Annotated in this window: 17 protein-coding genes; 3 read left to right on the top strand and 14 right to left on the bottom strand. The window is 59.0% G+C overall.

Going from position 1 to position 19,121, the window contains the following annotated elements:
• Positions 1 to 217 precede the first annotated feature (217 nt).
• From IEY21_RS11405 to paaZ, 13 genes are all read right to left on the bottom strand, one after another.
• Complete coding sequence (locus IEY21_RS11405; protein WP_188904471.1) at positions 218 to 2,104, bottom strand: polysaccharide biosynthesis protein; 1,887 nt, start codon at positions 2,102 to 2,104, stop codon at positions 218 to 220.
• 167 nt (positions 2,105 to 2,271) lie between these two features.
• Positions 2,272 to 3,468, bottom strand: a complete 1,197-nt coding sequence (locus tag IEY21_RS11400; protein ID WP_188904470.1) for a DegT/DnrJ/EryC1/StrS family aminotransferase — start codon at positions 3,466 to 3,468, stop codon at positions 2,272 to 2,274.
• Positions 3,465 to 4,085, bottom strand: a complete 621-nt coding sequence (locus tag IEY21_RS11395; RefSeq protein ID WP_188904469.1) for an acetyltransferase — start codon at positions 4,083 to 4,085, stop codon at positions 3,465 to 3,467. Before IEY21_RS11395 ends, IEY21_RS11400 begins: the two co-directional genes overlap by 4 nt.
• Complete coding sequence (locus IEY21_RS11390) at positions 4,082 to 4,687, bottom strand: sugar transferase (RefSeq protein ID WP_188904468.1); 606 nt, start codon at positions 4,685 to 4,687, stop codon at positions 4,082 to 4,084. The genes IEY21_RS11395 and IEY21_RS11390 overlap by 4 nt, the downstream gene beginning before the upstream one ends.
• The gene (locus IEY21_RS11385; RefSeq protein WP_188904467.1) at positions 4,684 to 5,349 is read right to left on the bottom strand and encodes a glycosyltransferase; all 666 of its coding nucleotides are present in this window, start codon (positions 5,347 to 5,349) and stop codon (positions 4,684 to 4,686) included. Before IEY21_RS11385 ends, IEY21_RS11390 begins: the two co-directional genes overlap by 4 nt.
• Positions 5,350 to 5,791: 442 nt before the next feature.
• Positions 5,792 to 6,922, bottom strand: a complete 1,131-nt coding sequence (locus IEY21_RS11380; protein ID WP_188904466.1) for a glycosyltransferase — start codon at positions 6,920 to 6,922, stop codon at positions 5,792 to 5,794.
• Between the two features lie 300 nt (positions 6,923 to 7,222).
• Positions 7,223 to 8,506, bottom strand: coding sequence for an oligosaccharide flippase family protein (locus tag IEY21_RS11375; RefSeq protein ID WP_188904465.1), 1,284 nt, complete (start codon positions 8,504 to 8,506; stop codon positions 7,223 to 7,225).
• Positions 8,503 to 9,618, bottom strand: a complete 1,116-nt coding sequence (locus IEY21_RS11370; protein ID WP_188904464.1) for a DegT/DnrJ/EryC1/StrS family aminotransferase — start codon at positions 9,616 to 9,618, stop codon at positions 8,503 to 8,505. Before IEY21_RS11370 ends, IEY21_RS11375 begins: the two co-directional genes overlap by 4 nt.
• Positions 9,608 to 10,327 carry a formyltransferase family protein gene (locus tag IEY21_RS11365; RefSeq protein ID WP_188904463.1) on the bottom strand — a complete coding sequence of 240 codons (720 nt, stop codon included), beginning with the start codon at positions 10,325 to 10,327 and terminating at the stop codon, positions 9,608 to 9,610. Before IEY21_RS11365 ends, IEY21_RS11370 begins: the two co-directional genes overlap by 11 nt.
• Before the next feature lie 57 nt (positions 10,328 to 10,384).
• Positions 10,385 to 11,341: a Gfo/Idh/MocA family oxidoreductase gene (locus tag IEY21_RS11360; protein ID WP_188904462.1), complete on the bottom strand. Its 957-nt coding sequence runs from the start codon at positions 11,339 to 11,341 to the stop codon at positions 10,385 to 10,387.
• A complete protein-coding gene (locus IEY21_RS11355; protein ID WP_229753050.1) occupies positions 11,338 to 12,654 on the bottom strand; it encodes a nucleotide sugar dehydrogenase in 1,317 nt (438 codons plus the stop codon). The genes IEY21_RS11360 and IEY21_RS11355 overlap by 4 nt, the downstream gene beginning before the upstream one ends.
• Positions 12,655 to 12,783: 129 nt before the next feature.
• Positions 12,784 to 13,173 (bottom strand): VOC family protein, encoded by a 390-nt coding sequence (locus tag IEY21_RS11350; RefSeq protein ID WP_188904460.1) that lies wholly within the window; start codon positions 13,171 to 13,173, stop codon positions 12,784 to 12,786.
• Positions 13,174 to 13,234: 61 nt separating this feature from the next.
• Positions 13,235 to 15,334, bottom strand: coding sequence for a phenylacetic acid degradation bifunctional protein PaaZ (paaZ, locus tag IEY21_RS11345; protein ID WP_188904459.1), 2,100 nt, complete (start codon positions 15,332 to 15,334; stop codon positions 13,235 to 13,237).
• 90 nt (positions 15,335 to 15,424) lie between these two features.
• On the opposite strand from paaZ, the gene thyA reads away from it, so the two are divergent.
• The 3 genes from thyA (at position 15,425) to IEY21_RS11330 (ending at position 18,054) form a co-directional block, all read left to right on the top strand.
• Positions 15,425 to 16,777, top strand: a complete 1,353-nt coding sequence (thyA, locus tag IEY21_RS11340; protein WP_188904458.1) for a thymidylate synthase — start codon at positions 15,425 to 15,427, stop codon at positions 16,775 to 16,777.
• A gap of 226 nt (positions 16,778 to 17,003) precedes the next feature.
• On the top strand, positions 17,004 to 17,372 hold the full coding sequence (locus IEY21_RS11335) for an NUMOD3 domain-containing DNA-binding protein (protein WP_229753049.1): 369 nt from the start codon (positions 17,004 to 17,006) through the stop codon (positions 17,370 to 17,372).
• Between the two features lie 178 nt (positions 17,373 to 17,550).
• Entirely contained in the window at positions 17,551 to 18,054 is a 504-nt protein-coding gene (locus tag IEY21_RS11330; protein ID WP_188904456.1) for a dihydrofolate reductase, read from the top strand.
• Positions 18,055 to 18,075: 21 nt separating this feature from the next.
• On the opposite strand, the gene IEY21_RS11325 is transcribed toward IEY21_RS11330, so the two are convergent.
• A complete protein-coding gene (locus tag IEY21_RS11325; protein ID WP_188904455.1) occupies positions 18,076 to 19,095 on the bottom strand; it encodes an NADP-dependent oxidoreductase in 1,020 nt (339 codons plus the stop codon).
• Between the last annotated feature and the right edge of the window lie 26 nt (positions 19,096 to 19,121).

Here is a 19,121-nt window from a genome sequence, read left to right as displayed (position 1 = left end):
CCAATTCATCCCCTGAAACAGAGCAGTGCCCCGGGCGGGCCGCTGCTCTGTCCTCATCCCAGGCGCTGGCGTGGCCGCACCGGACCTGGGCGTGCACGTCACTGCATGCTGTGCCGCCACCATGCTGAGTCACCCCTGAGGCAAGACCCGGGCCAGCATGCACGTGCGGCGGCTGGCACGAACTCCAGCCGCCGCACGCCATAGCTTTCTCTGCGGCCTACGCCTGCAACTTGCTCTCGTGAATCGCTTCGTGGAGCAGCCCGCGGATGGCCTGGCCGTCCTGACCGTCCGCCGCCGCCTGCAGTGCGCCGAGCAGATGTCTGAGCTGACCCGAATCCGGTTCCTGCAGCGGGGCCGAGAAGATCTCGCTGTGGCGGGTGGCCCCCACGTTCTCGCCGCTGGTGAGCAGTTCCTCGTACAGCTTCTCGCCGGGGCGCACGCCCGAGAACACCACCTCGACGTCCTGCGCTCCCGACAGGCGGATCACGTCCTGCGCGAGGTCCAGAATCCGCACCGGTTCGCCCATGTTCAGCAGGTACACCGTGCCGTTGTCGGCCAGCCCGCCCGCCTGCAGCACCAGGCGGCTGGCCTCGGGGATGGTCATGAAGTAACGGGTCATGTCGGGGTGGGTGATGGTCAGCGGACCGCCCTGACGGATCTGCTGCAGGAAGGTGGGCACCACGCTGCCCCGGCTGCCCAGCACATTGCCGAAGCGCACCGACATGAAGGCCTGCCCCGGTGCGGCCCGCCCGGCGGCCTCGGCAATCACCATCTCGGCCACCCGCTTGCTCGCCCCCATGACGGAGGTCGGGTTCACGGCCTTGTCGGTGGAGATGTTCACCAGGCGGGCCACGCCGTACTTCAGGCACAGCTCGGCGACGTTGCGGGTGCCAAAGACATTGTTGTGAATGGCCTCGCTGGGCGCCGCTTCCATCAGGGGCACATGCTTGTGGGCGGCGGCGTGGAAGACCACGGTGGGCCGGTAGGTCTGGAAGATGTTCTCCAGACGCCCCTGCTGACGCACGTCCGCGATCAGGGCCACCACCTCGACCTCGGGCCAGTCGCGGCGCATCTCCTGCTCGATGGCGAAGATGCTGTTCTCGCCGCGGCCTACCAGCACCAGCCGGGTCGGCTGAAAGCGCACCAGCTGGCGCACCAGCTCCGAGCCGATGGAGCCGCCCGCCCCGGTAACGAGCACGGTCTGATCGCGCAGGTAGCCGGCAATGCTGCTCTGGTCCAGGGCCACCGGGGGCCGGCGCAGCAGGTCCTCCACGCTGACCTCGCGCAGCTGGTTGGTGGTGACGTGCCCGCCCAGCAGTTCGTAAAGCCCCGGCACGGTGCGGGCCGTGATGCCCGCCTCCCGCGCCGCGTTCACGTACTGCCGGATTACCGTGCCGCCCGCCGAGGGCATGGCGATGATCAGGATGGTGGCCCCGGTCTGCTGGACGGCTGCCGCCAGATGGTCCAGGCCGCCCAGCACCGGCAGACCGATCAGGTGCATGCCCCGTTTGTCGGCCGCATCGTCAATGAAGCCCACCGGCAACATGCCGTTGTCCGGAAAGCGCATCAGCTCGGCGGCCATCAGGCGTCCGGCGTCCCCGGCCCCGGCGATGAGCACGCGGATGGCGCTGGGCGAGGCGTCGTCTTCGGGGCGGCTGCGGCGACGGCGCTCCCAGCGGGGGCCGCCATTGTGTCGGCGTTGATCCAGCCGCCAGCGCGTGAGCAGACGCAGCCCCGAGAGCATCGCCAGCGCGAGCACACCCTCGAACAGCGGCACGGTCCACGGCACGAACAGCCACAGCCGCAGCAGCGGGGTCAGGAGGAGCATGACGAGCGTGACCAGCCCCACCAGCCGCGTCAGCCGCCCCAGGTCCTCGAAGGTGACATAACGCCAGATGTGGCGGTTGAGTCCGAACAGGCCCAGCACGGCGGCCTTGACCGGCACCCCGATGAGCAGATAGAGCAGGACGTCGCGGCCCACCCCGGTCAGGTCGCCGTCCAAGCGCAGCACATAGGCGAACAATGCCGCCACGCTGAAGACGACCAGATCCAGCGTCCACTTGCTGGCAGTGCTGTCTATGGCCGGCCTGTTGCCTTCACTCATGTGTCCCCTCCCCCACTGCACCACACCTGCCACTGCCCGTTCAGGAACAGTCGGGACTGAATGGCCATTCGGTAATTCGGCGCTCCTACCTACAGCGAGGAGCCCGGCGCTTTCCACAACTTCTTTTACAGGACCGTTGCTCTTCCCACCATTATAGGACGCCAGATTTAAGCTGTGGCCTCATTTAGTACATCGGTCACCACATCCGCCACCGCGTGCATGTCCTCTTCGGTCAGGGTCGGGTGGACCAGGAACATCAGCGAGGTCTCGCCGAGTTCCTGCGCGGCGGGCAGACGCTCGGCGGGGCCGAGGCCCGCGTTCACGAAGGCCTTTTCCAGATAGATCTCGGAACAGGTGCCGGTGTAACACGGTGCGCCGCGCGCCACCACCTCGGCCATGATCCGGTCACGGTCCCAACCTGCGCGCAGTCGCTCGGGGCGCACGTACACATAGAATTTGTACTGGGCGTGTTCAGAACCCTCGGGGGTCTGGGGCACGCGCAGGGCACTCAGGGCCGAGAAGCGGTCCTGCAGAACCCGCGCGTTGGCCTGACGCTGGCGGGTCCACTCCGGCAGCTTGCGCAGTTGCAGCCGTCCGATGGCCGCCTGGACCTCCAGCATGCGCCAGTTGGTGCCGAAGGACTCGTGCAGCCAGCGGAAGCCCAGCGGGTGTTCGCGGTGGTACACGGCGTCAAAGCTCTTGCCGTGGTCCTTGAAGGACCAGGCCTTGCGCCACAGATCCTCGTCGTGTGTGACGAGCAGGCCGCCTTCGCCCCCGGTGGTCATGATCTTGTCCTGACAGAACGAGAAGCAGCCCACATGCCCGATGGTCCCCACATGCTGTCCGCCATACTTTGCCCCGTGCGCCTGGGCGCAGTCCTCGATGACGTACAGGTTGTGTTCGCGGGCCAGGTCCATAATCGGGGCCATGTCGGCGGGCCACCCGGCCAGATGCACCACGATGATGGCCCGCGTACGCGGGGTAAGGACGGCGCGGATGGTTTCGGCAGTGATGTTACCGCTGTCGCGGTCAATGTCGGCCATGATGGGAGTTGCCCCGCGCATCACGGCGGCGCTGGCCGAGGCGATGAAGGTGCGCGGCGTGGTGATGACCTCATCTCCCTCGCCCACGCCCAGGGCGTACAGCGCCAGCTCCAGCGCCTGCGTACCGTTGTGCAGCGCTACCGCGTAGGGCACGCCCAGCACGGCGGCGTATTCCTTCTCGAACTCGCGGCCCTCGGTGCCGGTCCAGTAGTTGACCTTGCCGGAGCGCAGCACTTCCGTAACAGCCTCAATCTCGTCGGGCTCGAAGACGGGCCAGGGGGCCAGGGTGCGGTCCAGGGTTGTAGTGGCTGTATTCGTCATGATTTTGTCTCCTCTCGGACTCGGGCAGGCACGCCTACCGCCACACAGTGCGCAGGCAAAGACCGGATCACTACAGACCCCGCTCCAACAGTTGTCCACTTTTCGACTCGGATGCCCGGCGTGACCACGCTGCCGATGCCCAGAAATGCGCCCTCTTCCAGCTGCACACCGCCCGCCAGCTGGGTGCCGGGGGCCACATGCACGTAATCTTCCAGCACGCAGTCATGGTCCACCGTCGCGCCTGTATTCACGATGACTTGACTGCCTAGTACCGTATCCGGCTGGATTACCGCGCCTGCAAAGATGACCGTTCCCGGTCCTACCTGAACGCTTTCATGCACGGTGGCTGCCGGATGGATGGCTGAGGTCCATTCTGTGTTTGGAAACCGGGCGGCGATATCGCGCCGCACTGCGTTATTGCCGATGGCAAGGACGGCGCGGTGCCGCGTTCCCTTTAGACCGTCCAGACCGCCATGCACGGGGTAACCCAGCACCGAGTTGCCCCAGGATTCGGGGCGGTCATCCAGCACCCCGATCACATCCCACCCTGCCGCGCGGAGAGTTGCGATTACGACCTTGGCATGTCCGCCTGCACCCACTACTAGCACTTTGCTCATACGTCGCTTCGAGGACGGCCCTCAAACTTTGACATAGTCGCCTCTCCTTCTGCGCTGATGCCTTCCCGTTTAAACACCTTTTTCACGGTTAGCCACAGAATTTTTATATCTAGCGCAACAGTGTGATTGTCAACGTACCACACGTCCAGTCTGAACTTCTCATCCCATGAAATGGCATTTCGACCGTTAACTTGTGCCCAACCGGTGATGCCCGGCCGGACCTCGTGCCGTCGTGCCTGTCCAGGGGTATAGCGTTCTAGATATTCCATTAGCAGTGGGCGTGGACCCACTAGGCTCATGTCTCCGCGTAAAACATTAAATAATTCGGGCAGTTCATCCAACGAAGAAGAGCGTAAGAAGCGACCTAAAGGCCCCAAGCGCTCGCTGTCCGGCAACGGTCGGCCGTAGTTATCAACTGCGTTACTCATGGTACGGAACTTATACATAGTAAAGGGTTTGCCACGTAGACCAGGTCTCTTTTGACTGAATAGTACAGGCGTGCCTAATTTTTTATATATGATTATGCTCAAAATAATCCATAGCGGAAGCAGTGCCACGAATAGCATGGCGGCCAGTACCTTGTCGAGAATTGTTTTAATCATAATCTTAGCTCAAGATCTTCATATGCTGCGTTGAGTATTGTCAGTAACTTTGGATAAATATTCGAGCGTGAGAAATGATGAATCGCAAACCGATTTATTTCTTCTTCGGTATATTCTGCGTTCTGATGTTTTTTTATTTCTACAATGAAAGCATCGTATAGTGAATCGACGTCGCCAGGTTGATAATTGGTGCCCAAATTGTTGTTCTCGACAAGCTCCTCTAACTCACCGCTAGAGCCGTTTATGATACTCAGACCGTGAAAAAAGTATTCTGCAACTTTGTTTGGTAACGCTATGTGTGAACCTGAAGCAATCAAATTTAGACCGCAGTGATTTGATAATAGTAACTCAGTTAACTGATCTCTGTTTAATACTCCATGAAATTTGACATTTGACATGGATAAATTTTCGGGGAGATTCCCATATCCAGCTATATCGATGGTAAATGTATACTCATTTCTATTAAGGCGCTTAATCACTTCGTAAAGAGAATCTAAATCATATTGTCTTCCAAGGGATCCAGCGAAAACGAATTTAATAATCTTATTGTTCTTTGACACCTTACGATACTTGACGCTGTTAGAATCTATTCCTAAGTAGATAGTTTCCCCTAAGATATCCCTCTCCGACAAGTAGTACTTCGCTACCGCAATATTTTTCATGGAAGATCTGCTGACCATTCGTGTCAATGAATCCAGTGGAATTGCGAGCAATTTCAAATAGTGTGGTAGGATTGATTTTGGCCAGCTATCTTGAAAGTCGATTATGTATCCCCCTATCTTTCTGTACTTATTCAATAGATATAAGTAGTAGGCAGGAGAAATTAAGGGATGGCTAACTAAGACTAGTGTCCTCTCGTCGCTAGTTTTTAATAAATAGATTAACACTTGTATGCTATAAGAGAAGTGACTGAAAATTCTTCTTATGCTTAAGTTTTCGTACGCGGGTACCGGAAACAAAATGATATTAGGATTGTCATTAATCCGACGTCTCTTTTTTCGGTGCCCAAATGAAGCTGTGAGCCACGTAACTTGCCATGAATCTTCCGTCAGCAAATTGAATATCGTACTGTATCGTGTAGGTACATCTGTTTCACCCGGTATTTCATCGAACGGATTCACTATGACTATTTTTTTCACGATTTAATCTCCTATAAACCTCAAATAGTATTGCCGCTTGGGATTCCCAGGAATAATTGGCCTGAGCGAACTGCATTGATTTTCTGGCGTTTGCTGAATATTCGTTCGATGTAATTTTGAGTCCATTTTGCATGGCATTCGCTATTACGTCAGTATCAAGTGGATCTACAAATTCTATATTATCAATTTCACCTGCTATACTCTTCCATTTTGAAAAATTTGACGCAATAATATGACGTCCAGCCATCATATATTCAAAAAGTTTAACTGGTAAACTTTCTATATAAGTTGACGTAGGATGTAGTGTTACCATGGCGATTTTTGAGGCACTTAAAAATGAAAGCAGTTTTCGTCTCGATAGACTTCCGGTAAAAGTAACATCAATATCCTTAGACATCTCTTTGATTTTTCTTTCTAAAGAGGAAGAATGTATCGGACCAACTACGATGGACTTGATCTTTCTGTTACTTTTGATTTTACTCAAAGATTCCAATATTTGCAGGATCCCCCTATCTTCACTAATTGTGCCGACGTAAATGAAATCGTATTCCATTTCCAGGGGATTAATATTAATCGTATCACTGGAGAATTCCGAGCCTCTTGCGAAATTTTTAACCACAGTAGTTTTATGTGCTGGGAAACGCGATGCGATTTCTTCCGTCGCACATATGATGGCATCGAACCATAATCCTATGATTTTTGTAATGCCGATTAATGCTGTGTAAAACACAATGCGCAATAATGAGTTTAGGTACGGCTTATTCAGCATGTCTTGAGGCACATCTTCGTGAGAGTCGAATATAATTGTTCTTTGGCACAGCTTCAGTATACCGGCTACGAAAAATAGTTCGGGATCATGATAGTGTATGATTTGTGCCTTGCTTTTATAAGCCAGTCTTAATATATCTATATGAGCGAGCGCTCTTTTGATGCCCCTTCTCTTCTTAAAAGAAATCGAATCAGAGATTTCAATATTGCTTTCTGGGGCTACAAGTAAAACTTTGTACAATTTCCGTAAAGACTGGACTTCTTTATGAAAAATTCTATTGTCGTCGATCTCGTGTAAGATAGTAAGGTGAGCTACATCGTATGTCATTCTTCCTCCTTGTACACTATCAACAGTGCAAATAGGATTAATAATCCATGAGTGAAAAATGTTGTAATGACTCCCGCATTCATTAAAACATATAAATATACCATTCCACAGGAGGCGGCAACTGCATATGGTAATATTTTTGAGTAAAGATCCATCAAGTTAAGCACAAAGTACATGACCAAGAATTTATAAATATTCCAAATAAGTCCAAAGATGAATAGGATTCTCCAACAAAGTTTACATTTGCACGCAATTCTGGCCTATTAAAATAATATTGGCCGATTATAGCAGAATTACTATTCACTTTCTGCTCGCTTCAGATCTGGATGGATCTAGTACGATGTGCCGTTTCACGCTCGAGTATATTAGCCCGAGTAGGATTATATAAGCTACAATGCTTGCAGTCACATAAACATAGATAACCAAGTTAAGATTCTTGGAGAATATCGAGGAAAAAGAGATGGCTGCTGTAACTAAAACAATCCTTATAATATCCCAGGCTAGTTGCCAAGAATTGCGCCCCAACGAGTTTAAAGTTTGCGATATGGTAGAGATAGGCACTTGGAAAATTGCCATTATCAAAAGGGCATTTATAATTGGAATTGACGCGCGCCATTTATCACCTAAGATAAAAGGAGATAATAAAGTATTTAGTGGAATACTTACTAAGCTAAAGCAAATCACCAGCAATATACTTATTCTAAAGTATCGAGAAACCACTGTAAAAATTGAAGATCCTGAGGAAAGTGCCTTTCCTAACTCGCCTAGGAAAACTTGCCCTAAAGTAGTAGCAATAAGCGATACTGGAATTGCAATTAATCTGTTGGCAAAAACATAAAAGCCCACAGAAGAAGGCGTAAAAAATATACCCAGTAGAAATATTGGAGCCTGCGTCCCTAACGAATTAATCAGCGCAGCTGGAGCACTAAATTTCGGAAAGTTCAGGTAATTACTTAAAACAACTAAATTATTTTGAACAGATTGAACTTTAGTCTCCCGGCGGTATAGATTTAATGAGCTGCTTAGACCTGCAATGCGACTGCAGACGTCACCCATCACTAACGCTATAGGTGCCGAAAATAAGAACCCTATTGCCACCTGCCCGAAAGCAAGAACTCCTCCCTGCGCAGCTTTAGCACGTGCAATTACACTATATCCGTCGTGCCGAACCTGTAAAGCAGAGATGGCCTGGAAAGCACCAATTAATAATACAGATATTCCAACTAGGAGAGAGAAGATTAGAGGATTACTTTTGACGACTAAGAAACCTGTTGACAGAACATAGAAGGTCAGCATAATGGCCAAGATGGCGATGACACAACTAGTTTTAAAGGCTACTCGCGTTAAATTAAACGCATCAGCATTATCCCTTGCGATAGGGATGGCGGCCTCTAATCTCAAAGTGGCAATCACCGAAAAAACGCCAGATATCGCCAAATAAATGCCGAAGTCATTGAAGGCTTCGGGCGCATAGAGCCGGGTCAGGATGGGCGTAACCGCAAAGACTGCCAACTGTCCCAACACTGTCCCGCCCATCAAGGTCCCAACCCGTTTCAGAGCCGGAGCCGCCATCACCGCTTTCATGTCTTCAGCATGGCCTTCAAAGCCCGGATCACGGCCTCAACCGTGCCCATCGGAATCACATGCCCAATCGGCAAGCTCAACGCTTCCTTCGCCGCCAGCCTGCTGTGTTCATACGTTGGGTACTGCCCCTTATAAATTGGCAGTTCGTCCTGCGGAATCGGATAGTACACCATGGTCCCGATGCCCTGCTCTGCCAATTTCTGCTGTAACTCGTCCCGCCGCCCGTTCTGCACCCGAATGGTGTACTGGTGAAAGGCGTGGCCGTCCGTCAGTTCAGGCGTCACAATCCCCACAAGCCCTTTCAGTCCCTCGTTGTACTGCCGGGCCACCTTGCGGCGGTGGGCATTCCACTTCTCAATGTGCGGCAACTTCACCCGCAGGATGGCTGCCTGAAGGGTATCCAGGCGGCTGTTGTAGCCCACGGTTTCGTTGTGGTATTTCTTGCGGCTGCCGTGAACGCGCAGCATCCGGGCGGTGTCGGCCAGAGCGTCATCATTGGTCGCCAGCAACCCGCCGTCGCCGTAGGCCCCCAGGTTCTTGCTGGGAAAGAAGGAGTACGCACCAAAGTCTCCCATAGTGCCGGTCTGCTGGCCCTGCCAGCGGGCGCCGAAGCTCTGGGCACAGTCCTCGACCACCTTCAGGCCGTGCTTGTGGGCGATTTCCATAATGCGGGTCATGTCCACCGGGTTGCCGTACAGGTGAACGGGCATGAGGGCGCGGGTGGCCGGGGTGATGGCCGCCTCGATCAACTCCGGGTTCAGGTTCAGCGTGGCTGGATCGATGTCCACGAACACCGGCTTTGCCCCCACCATGCTGATGCTCTCGGCGGTGGCGAAGAAGGTAAACGGCGTGGTGATGACCTCGTCGCCGGGGCCGATCCCCAGGGCACGCAGGGCGATCACCAGCGCGTCGGTGCCGCTGTTCACGCCGATGGCGTGCTTGACGCCCAGGTACGCGGCGACCTCCTGCTCAAACAGGTGGACATCCTCGCCCATGATGAAATCGGTGCGGTCCAGCACGCGCCCGATGGCCGCCATGATCTCGGGGCGCAGCTCGTCGATCTCTGGCTCAAGATCAAGAATAGGAATGGTCCTGACCTGTTCAGCCGACATACATCTCCTTTTCGCGGTGTTGATGTGCCTTGTACTCATTCAGTCGGGCCAGCGCCTGCTGCTCATATTCCGGCGTCATCTTGCCGTAATAGATTTCATTCTCGATACTCCACGTATCACCATTCAGAGCTTTAAAAAGACTTGCTGCTGCAATATCAATCTGGCTATCATAGATTCTCTCACTCAAATCAAAGATAGTATCATCTTGGTAGACTGGAAGAAGTTTCCTGATTAGACCCTGCCCGAGATCAATTCGGGCATCAATCAGATGTGCAGTTACACCCAGAGGAATATCATGCATTATAGACCACAGCATTGAGTCCAACCCCCTGACTTCAGGCAAAAGGGCCGGATGCACATTAACAATGCCCACGGAGAAACGCTCAATGATAGGCTGCTTGATAATTCTCGCGCCGCCAATGATTCCCAAGGCGGGCTTCAATTCACGAAGGTATTGTTCACAACGCCTAGAATTATGTGGCAGGTTAACGAATTCAATGCCCAAATGACCTGCATATTCAGCCGGATTAAGCAGACCAATGTGCTTAATTTTCGTTCTGACTGTCGACTCCGAAATATTTAATTTAACCGCGTCGGCAGCAATTAGAGCACTAATTTTAAAGCCTTGGCCTAGAAGGCTAAAAACAAGATCCTGGGTTTTCTTGTGCGGGAAATTGTAGCCAAAAATCACCACATTAGTCTCTGACATGGACATCTATTCCACTCCAGTTATGAACTACGGTAGCCACCGTGCACCACAGGATATTCATCTAAGAAGGAAGTGTCGGCTTCCTGTTGTTGGGCTACTCAAGGGGACGGAGCGAATCTGGGCCACCGTGGCAATCGCTTGGTACGTGTCGTCCAAGCTAAAGCCCTGGCCCGCCAGCGTGCGGCGGTAGACCTCAGTATGCAGATCGGTGAAGCCCTCGCTAAATTCTACCTCCTGACCGTCAATGGTGATGGACCGGTAGGTGCGCTGGCCTTTGGCAATCTGCTCCTCGGGCAGGTAAGTGGGATCAATGGAGAGGAACCAGCGCACGCGCGCGCGTTCCAGTTCCAGATAGCCGGCACACACGGTCTCGCTGCGCTGGTGAACCTCCACGTGCTCGATGTCCCCGAACAGCCAGCTCAGCATGTCGAAGAAATGCACCCCGATGTTGGTCGCCAGCCCGCCACTTTCCTCAGTGCGGCCTTTCCAGCTGCGCAGGTACCACGTTCCCCGGCTGGTCATGTATGACAGGTCCACGTCGTACTTGTCACCGCTGCTGGGGTTCAGCTCGGCCTTGACCTTTTCCAGTGCTGCGTGCGCACGCAGCTGCAGGATGGTCCACACCCGCCGCCCGGTCTCCTCCTCCACTTCCTTGAGGGCGGTGATGTCTTCCGGGTTCAGCACGATGGGCTTCTCGCACAGGGCGTCGGCCCCGGCCCGCAGCGCCATGCGAATGTGCGGGTCATGCAGATAGTTGGGGCTACAGATGCCCATATAATCCATGCCCATCCCCTGGCGGCGCGCATCGTACAGATAGCGCTCGAAGATCTCCGGCTGGGTAAAGAACTCGGCGTCCGGAAAATACGAGTCCATGATGCCGACTGAATCGAAAGGATCCAGGGCCGCCGTCAACACGTTGCCGGTGTCCTTGATGGCCTTGAGGTGCCGGGGCGCAATGTACCCGGAAACGCCGGTCAGACCAAAGCGTTTCTGTTCAGAAGTCTGAGCGCTCACAGCAGGGTCACCTTGTCGCTCGTCAATCCACGGGTGGCATAGCGGGTGTCCAGCACGGCCTGCGACTGCTCAACCACGTTGGCGTAATCCACGTTGCTGTGTTTGGTCGTGATGATCACCAGATCGGCGTCTCTCAGGATCTTATCGGTCAATTCAATACTGGTGGCCTGCACACCGTGCTCATCGACTTCCGGCGTCCAAGAATCGTGAAAGGACACATCCGCTCCAGCCAGCTTCAATAGACGGTAAATCTGTAATGCTGGCGACTCGCGGTAATCGTCCAAATCACCCTTGTACGCCATACCCAGCAACAGCACCTTAGACCCGTTCAGTGCCTTGCGTGCGCCGTTCAACACACGTGCAGCCTTGTCCACCACGAACTCGGGCATCTTGCGGTTGGTCTCGCCGGCCAGCGCAATGAAGTGCGTCTGGAAGTTGTATTCCCGCGCCTTCCACTCCAGGTAGTGTGGGTCCAGCGGGATGCAGTGGCCGCCCACACCGGGACCGGGGTAGAAGGGCATGATACCGAAGGGCTTGGTGAAGGCCGCATCCAGCACCTCCCACACCGAGATGCCCATGCGGTCGCACAGCAGGGTAAGCTCGTTGGCCAGCGCAATATTCACGGCCCGGTAGGTATTCTCATAAACCTTGACCATCTCGGCGGTTTTGGCGCTGCTTACCGGAACGACATGATCAATGGTCTGGCGGTAGAAGGTCACGGCAACTTCCAGGCTGGCCGGATCGTTGCCGCCCACGACCTTGTTCGTGTTCTTGGTGGTGTATCGGGCATTGCCCGGATCGACCCGCTCGGGCGAGTGCGCCAGGAAAAAGTCCACGCCCGCCTTGAGGCCGCCCGCTTCCAGGATCGGCTTCATGACCTCTTCGGTGGTGCCAGGGTAGGTGGTGCTTTCCAGGCTGATGAGTTGGCCCGGACGCAGGCGGGCCGCGATCTCGGCGGTCACGCTGCGCACGTAACTCAGATCGGGGCTCAGGTTGCGGTCCAGCGGCGTGGGCACGCAGATTACGATCACGTCCAGCTCGGGAACCACCTCGAAGTCGGTGGTCGTTGAGACGCAGCCCGCCTCAACGACGGCCTTCAGATCCTCGTCCCGCACGTCGCCGATGTAGTTCTCGCCACGCGCCACCATTCCCGTACGCTCGGAACTGCGGTCAATGCCGACCACGTGGAAACCCACTTTGGCCTTCTCGACGAGGAAGGGCAGGCCCACATAGCCCAGCCCCACTACGCCTACTCGGGCACTGCGGTTATGAATTTTCTCCACCAGCGCAGAAACGGAATCGGTCTTAATCACATGAGGCATCATATCCGTCCTCATAAAGGCCGACGTGACGAAATTCATACGCCCTTCATCAGGAGTCCAGAAAGTGGGCCTTCTGACAGGGTGAGTGTCGATCAGATCCCTTTATAACTGACTGTCTGTCTAGATATGCGGGACGCTGGCATGGCCCCCCTGCACCACCTCCAGCCGGTTGCCAAAGGGGTCCTGCAGGAATACGCGGGCCACCCCGGCCTCGGCGTCTACGCGGCAGGTGACTCCGTGGGCCGCGCAGTGGACCTGAAAGGCGGCGAGGTCGGCGCAGCGCAGCCCCGGATGGCCCTTCTCGCGCGGCACGAAGTCGGGGGTCACGCCCACGTGCAGCTGCCGCCCATCTGGCAGGGCAAACCATACGCCACCGCGGGCCTGCAGCGGCGCGGGCTTCTGCAGCTCGCGCAGGCCCAGGAAGGTTCCGAAGAAGGCGCGGGCGGCGGCCTCACACCCCGCCGGGGCCTCGATCTGCACATGGTCCAGTCCGGTGATCAGGGAAGACATGCCCGGAGGGTAACGGGATGGGCGTGCCCACCGGGGTACTTCCCTGGAGACAACAGAACCCTCAGGCCTGGGCGGTCTGCCCCTCTTCCTGCGCCGGGTCAAAGCCGTCGCGGGCCCGCACCACCAGGGTCAGGATGTCGTAGGTGGCCACCAGTTCGTCGTTCTGGTTGGTGATCTCGGCGTGCCACTCCACCACGCCGGTGGGGCGCGTTTCCTCCGGGCGCAGGTCCTTGCGGATCTTGCGCTTGCAGGTCAGGCGGGTGCGGATGGTGTCGCCGATCCCCACCGGCTCCACAAAACGCAGGTTCTCCAGGCCGTAGTTCGCCAGCACCGGCCCCGGCGCGGGCGAGACGAACATGCCGGCGGCGGCGGAGATCAGGAAGTAGCCGTGCGCCACCCGCCGCCCGAAGATGCCCTCTTTCGCCCCGATCTCGTCCACGTGGGCATAGAAATGGTCCCCAGTCAGGCCCGCGAAGTTCACGATGTCCGCCTCGGTGACGGTGCGGCGGTGCGTGAGCAGGCTGTCCCCGACCTGAATTTCGTCAAAGGTCTTGCGGAACGGGTGAACCACGTCCTCGGTGACCTCGCCGCCCGGCACGTACTCGCGGGTGATCGCGCTCAGGGTGGTGGGGTCGGCCTGTACGGCCACCTTGTTCATGTGGTGCTTGACCCCGGAAATGCCGCCCAGTTCCGCGCCGCCGCCCGCCCGGCCCGGGCCGCCGTGCAGCAGCTGCGGCAGCGGCGAGCCGTGGCCGGTGCTCTCCTTGGCGTCGTCGCGGTTGAGGACCAGCAGGCGGCCGTGCGTGCTTGCCAGCCCCAGGACCAGCTCGGTCGCCTCGGCGCGGTCGTGGGTAATCACGCTGCCCGCCAGCGAGCCCCGGCCCAGACGGGCCAGCGTGATGGCGTCGTCCAGCGTGTCGTAGGGCAGCAGCGTCGCCACCGGCCCGAAGGCTTCCAGCTCGTGCGGCCCCGTCGCCGTCAGGGGGGAGTCGCACAGCAGCACGGTGGGGTCGAGGAAGGCCCCCTTCTCGCGGTCGCCGCCGCGCAGTTCACCCTCCGCACCGCCGATCACCACGCGCGCCTCCCGGCCCAGCTGCGTCAGCGTTTCCCGCACGCGGTCGCGCTGTTCCACGCTCACCAGGGCGCCCATGCGCACGTCGTCGCGCGCCGGGTCGCCCAGGGTGACCTTGCCCAGTTCCTTTCTCAGCGCCTCGGTGACGGCCTCCACCAGACCCGACGGCACGATGGCGCGGCGGATGGCGGTGCATTTCTGGCCTGCCTTGCCGGTGATCTCGCGGGCCACCTCCTTGACATACAACGTGAACTCGGGGCTGTCGGGCGTCACCGTCAGGCCCAGCACCGAGGCGTTCAGGCTGTCGGCCTCGGCATTGAAGGGCACCGAATGGGCTATCAGGTTCGGGTGCACCTTCAGGCGGGCCGCCGTCGCCGCCGAGCCGGTAAAGGCCACCAGGTCCTGCTCGCGCACGTGGTCGAGCAGGTCGCCGGGCTCGCCGACCACCAGCTGCAGCGCCCCCTCGGGCAGCAGGCCCGACGCGATGATGTCGCGCACCACCCGTTCGGTCAGGTAGGCGGTCTGCGGCGCGGGCTTGACCAGGCTGGGCATCCCGGCGATAAAGGCGGGCGCGAGTTTTTCCAGCATGCCCCACACCGGAAAGTTGAAGGCGTTGATCTGCACCGAGACGCCCTCGCGCGGCACGAGCAGGTGGCGGGCCACGAAGGTTCCGGCCCGGCCCAGGCGCTCGACCTTGCCCTCGGGCAAAAAGCGCTCGTCGGGCAGCTCGCGCCGGGCCATGCTCGCGTAGCTCAGCAGTGTGCCGATGCCGCCCTCGATGTCCACCCAGCCGTCGCGGCGGGTCGCGCCGGTGAACAGGTTCAGGGCGTAGTACTCCTCCTTGCGCTCCATCAGGTACAGGCCCAGGGCCTTCAGGATCCGCGCCCGCGTGTGGAAGGTTATCTTTCTCAGCGCCGCGCCGCGCTCGCGGCCGTAGGCCAGTGCCCCGGCAAAGTCCACCCCCTCTGAGGAGATCACGGCGATGGGACGGCCATACACGGCGTCCACCAGGGTCTGGCCGTCGGCGTTGGCGTGCCAGGTGCCGGACACGTAGGAGGCGGGTCGGAGGATGGAAGGAATGGTGGTCATGGTTGTCCGTCATCTTTCCACGGGCCGGGCCGGGCAATGGTGCGCGCCCCCGGGGCCGGGGTCCCGGCCCGATTGCCTACACTGTCTGCCATGCAGTCCTACCTCGACCTGATGCGGCACATTCTCGACCATGGCGTCGACAAGGCGGACCGGACCGGCACCGGCACCCGCAGCGTGTTCGGGTACCAGATGCGTTTTGACCTCCAGGCAGGCTTTCCCCTCGTGACCACCAAGAAGGTGCACCTCAAGTCCGTGATCCACGAATTGCTGTGGTTTCTCAAGGGCAGCAGCAACATCTCCTACCTCAACGATCACGGTGTCACCATCTGGGACGAGTGGCGCGTCCCCTACCGCCTGGACCGTGAAGCCGTGCTCATCGACCCGCGCCCGCAGGTGGTGCCGGCCCCCTATGCCGGGACCTACCAGACCGACCACCTTCAGCTCGACGAAGAAGGCGTTCGGCTCGCTCAGCTGTGGACCCGGCTGATGCAGGCCTGCCACGATCCCGCGGACCCCGGCTACCCCGACCTGGGTGCGCGCGGCATTACCGTCCACCCGGTCTGGCACGATCCCGCGCGCTTTATACAGGACGCCCGCACGCTTCCACACTGGTTCTACAAGCAGAAGGACTGGCCCAACTTCGTCCTTGACCTCAGCTACTACGGCGCGGCCCAGTACGGTCCCGACACCACCGTCTGGCTCCGGAAAGACGAGGTGGAATTCTATGCCTGCCAGGCCCATCCGACCGCCCTGCAGGTCACCGCGCCCGACGGGACCACCACCGTGCACTTGGGCCGGGACACCGTCGCCCAGGTCCTCAGCGGGCTGCCCGGCGACTTCCAGGGCTATGCCTTTCAGGTCGTTTCCATCGACGCTCAGTTGCTGCGCCTGAACCTGATTCCACACGGTGAACTCGGCCCCGTTTACGGCGTCCAGTGGCGGGAATGGCCCGATCCCCGTGAAGGCACCCCCATCGACCAGATTGCCCGGGTGATCGACCAGATCAAGCGCAACCCCGACAGCCGGCGCCTGATCGTCAGCGCCTGGAACCCCAGCGAGGTCGACGGCATGGCCCTGCCCCCGTGCCACACCATGTTCCAGTTCTACGTCGCCGGCGGACGGCTCTCGTGTCAGCTCTACATGCGCAGTACCGACGTTTTTCTGGGTGCCCCCTTTAATATTGCGTCGTACTCACTCCTGACGATGATGGTGGCGCAGGTCTGCGGACTTCAGCCCGGAGAGTTCATCCTGACGATGGGAGACGCGCACCTCTACGCCAACCACTTCGAGCAGGTCAAGCTCCAGCTCAGCCGTCCCCCCCATCCACTCCCGACGATGTGGATCGACCCGTCCGTGCAGGACATCGGCGACTTCACGTTCGACAGCTTCAAACTGCTCGACTACAAGGCCCATCCGGCGATCAAGGCCCCCATCGCCGTGTAGTTGGCCGCATCCTGTCACCCAACGTGTTGAAATCAGCCGTATGTCCTGCGGAGGAGACCTTCTCTCGCACCACCCGGACCGCGCCCAGATCATCGCGCGCCGGAGCGCCGCGACGCGCGCCCGCATGGCGGGGTTGACTGCGGAACAGCGGGTGGCCCGGTTCGGTCTTCCTGGCCCGCGCAATGGGATGTATGGTCGGCGTCATTCCCAGAGTACCCGCCAGAAGATGTCTGAAACCTCGGCACGCAGCACGAAACGTGGCCCCGAACATGCCAATTTTGGCCTCAGGCGATCCGACGCGACCCGGGCCCGGATCTCCGAGGCAGCTTCTGCCCGCACCGAAGACAAAAATCCCTTCTACGGCCACAAGCACGGTGACGCCACCAAGCACCGAATCGCCGAGCAGAAGCGGGGCCAGCAACCGGCCAACTCACGTCCAGTCGTCGCCGACGGCGTTGCATATCCCTCCGTGACGGCGGCGCGGCACCTCCACATCTCCCCGGCACTGGTCATCTATCGCCTCAAATCCCTCAAGTACGACTATCACTACGCCGAAAGCGACGTGGACACCCCGGGATGCGTCGGCAGTCCGTGAACTCTGCAGCCTGTAAACCACGCGGCGACTCCCGGGCCCGGTCGACTTATCCGTTCTGCAGTCCGGCGTGGCAATCTGACCTCCGGCGGGCCGGTTCTCCCCACCGCCCTGGAGAAAGCATGATCGAACCACACCACAACGCTGTGTTTGCCCCGACCTTATACCCCGAGGTCGCCGTTTGACCCCCCCACGCCTGACCGCTGTGGTGGCGATGGCCGAGAACCGCGTCATCGGCAGAGATGGCGACCTGCCGTGGCGGCTGCCCGCCGACCTCGCGCACTTCAAGCGGCTCACGCTGGGCAAGCCGGTGGTGATGGGCCGCCGGGTCTACGATTCCATCGGCCGGCCCCTGCCTGAGCGGCAGAACATCGTCCTGACCCGCAATCCGGACTTCGTGGCGCCGGGCTGCGCGGTCGTGCACACGCCCGAACACGCGCTGCAGGCCGCCGAAAACGCCGCCGAGATCATGATCATCGGCGGCGAGGAGGTGTACCGGCTGTACCTGCCGGCGCTGACGCGGGTGGAACTCACGCTGGTCCACGCCGAGGTTCCGGGCGACACCTTCTTTCCCGAACTGCCCGGCGTGTGGACCGAGACGGCGCGCAGGGAGCGCCCGGCCGACGCCCGCAACCCGTACGCCCTGAGTTTCCTCACGCTGGAACGCGCGGGCGCAGACGGTTGAGGCCGGGCCGCCGACCGTTTTCTAGAGCTTCACGACCATCTTGCCGGTGTTCTCGCCGCTGAGCATGCCCATGAAGGCCCGGGGCATGTTCTCGATGCCCTCCACCACCGTCTCGTCGTAGTGCAGCTCGCCCGAGGCGAGCCAGCCGCCCACCTCCTGCACGAACTGCGGAAACACGCTGTTGTAGGTGCCCACGATAAAGCCCTTGAGGGTCAGCTGCTTGCCGATGGCGAGGGCCAGGTTGCGCGGCGCGCTGGGCGCGGAGGTGGCGTTGTACTGGCTGATCGCTCCGCACAGCGCGGCCCGGCCAAACACCTTAAAGGCGGCCAGCGCCGCTTCCAGGTGGTCGCCGCCCACGTTGTCGAAATACACGTCGATGCCGTCGGGCGCGGCCTCGCGCAGCTGCGCCATGACCGGGCCGTCCTTGTAGTTGAAGGCGGCGTCAAAGCCCAGCTTCCCGGTCAGGTGCGCCACCTTGTCGGCCGATCCCGCGCTGCCGATCACGCGCCCGGCTCCCTTCAGGCGGGCGATCTGGCCCACCGCGCTGCCCACCGCCCCCGCCGCGCCCGACACGAACACCACGTCGCCGGGCTTCATGGCCGCGACCTCCAGCAGCCCCGCGTAGGCGGTCTGGCCGGGCATGCCCAGGATGCCCAGATAGGCGCTGGGCGACACGCCGGGCCGGGCATCGACCTTGCGGGCCGATGTGGCCTTCAGCACAGCGTGGGTCCGCCAGCCCTGGTCATGCAGCACCAGGTCGCCGGGCTTCAACGTGTCCACACCGGAAGCCACGACCTCCCCCACCGCTCCGCCGGTCATGGTCTCGTTCAGCGCGAAGGGCGGCGTGTAGGATTTGACGTCGTTCATGCGCCCGCGCATGTAGGGATCAACCGTCAGGTACAGGTTGCGCACGAGCACCTCGCCTGATCCGGGCTGGCCCAGCTCGCGCTCGATCAGGGCAAAATCGCTGTCCTTGGGCGCTCCCTGGGGGCGGGCCGCCAGCTGGATTTCACGGGAGATGGTCCGGTCAGTGGTCGTCATGTGGGCATTGGGCCGCGTTTCCCGGC

It is taken from the genome of Deinococcus aerophilus (assembly GCF_014647075.1).
GTDB classification, from domain to species: Bacteria; Deinococcota; Deinococci; order Deinococcales; family Deinococcaceae; genus Deinococcus; species Deinococcus aerophilus.
This window is presented reverse-complemented; position numbering and strand designations above follow the sequence as displayed.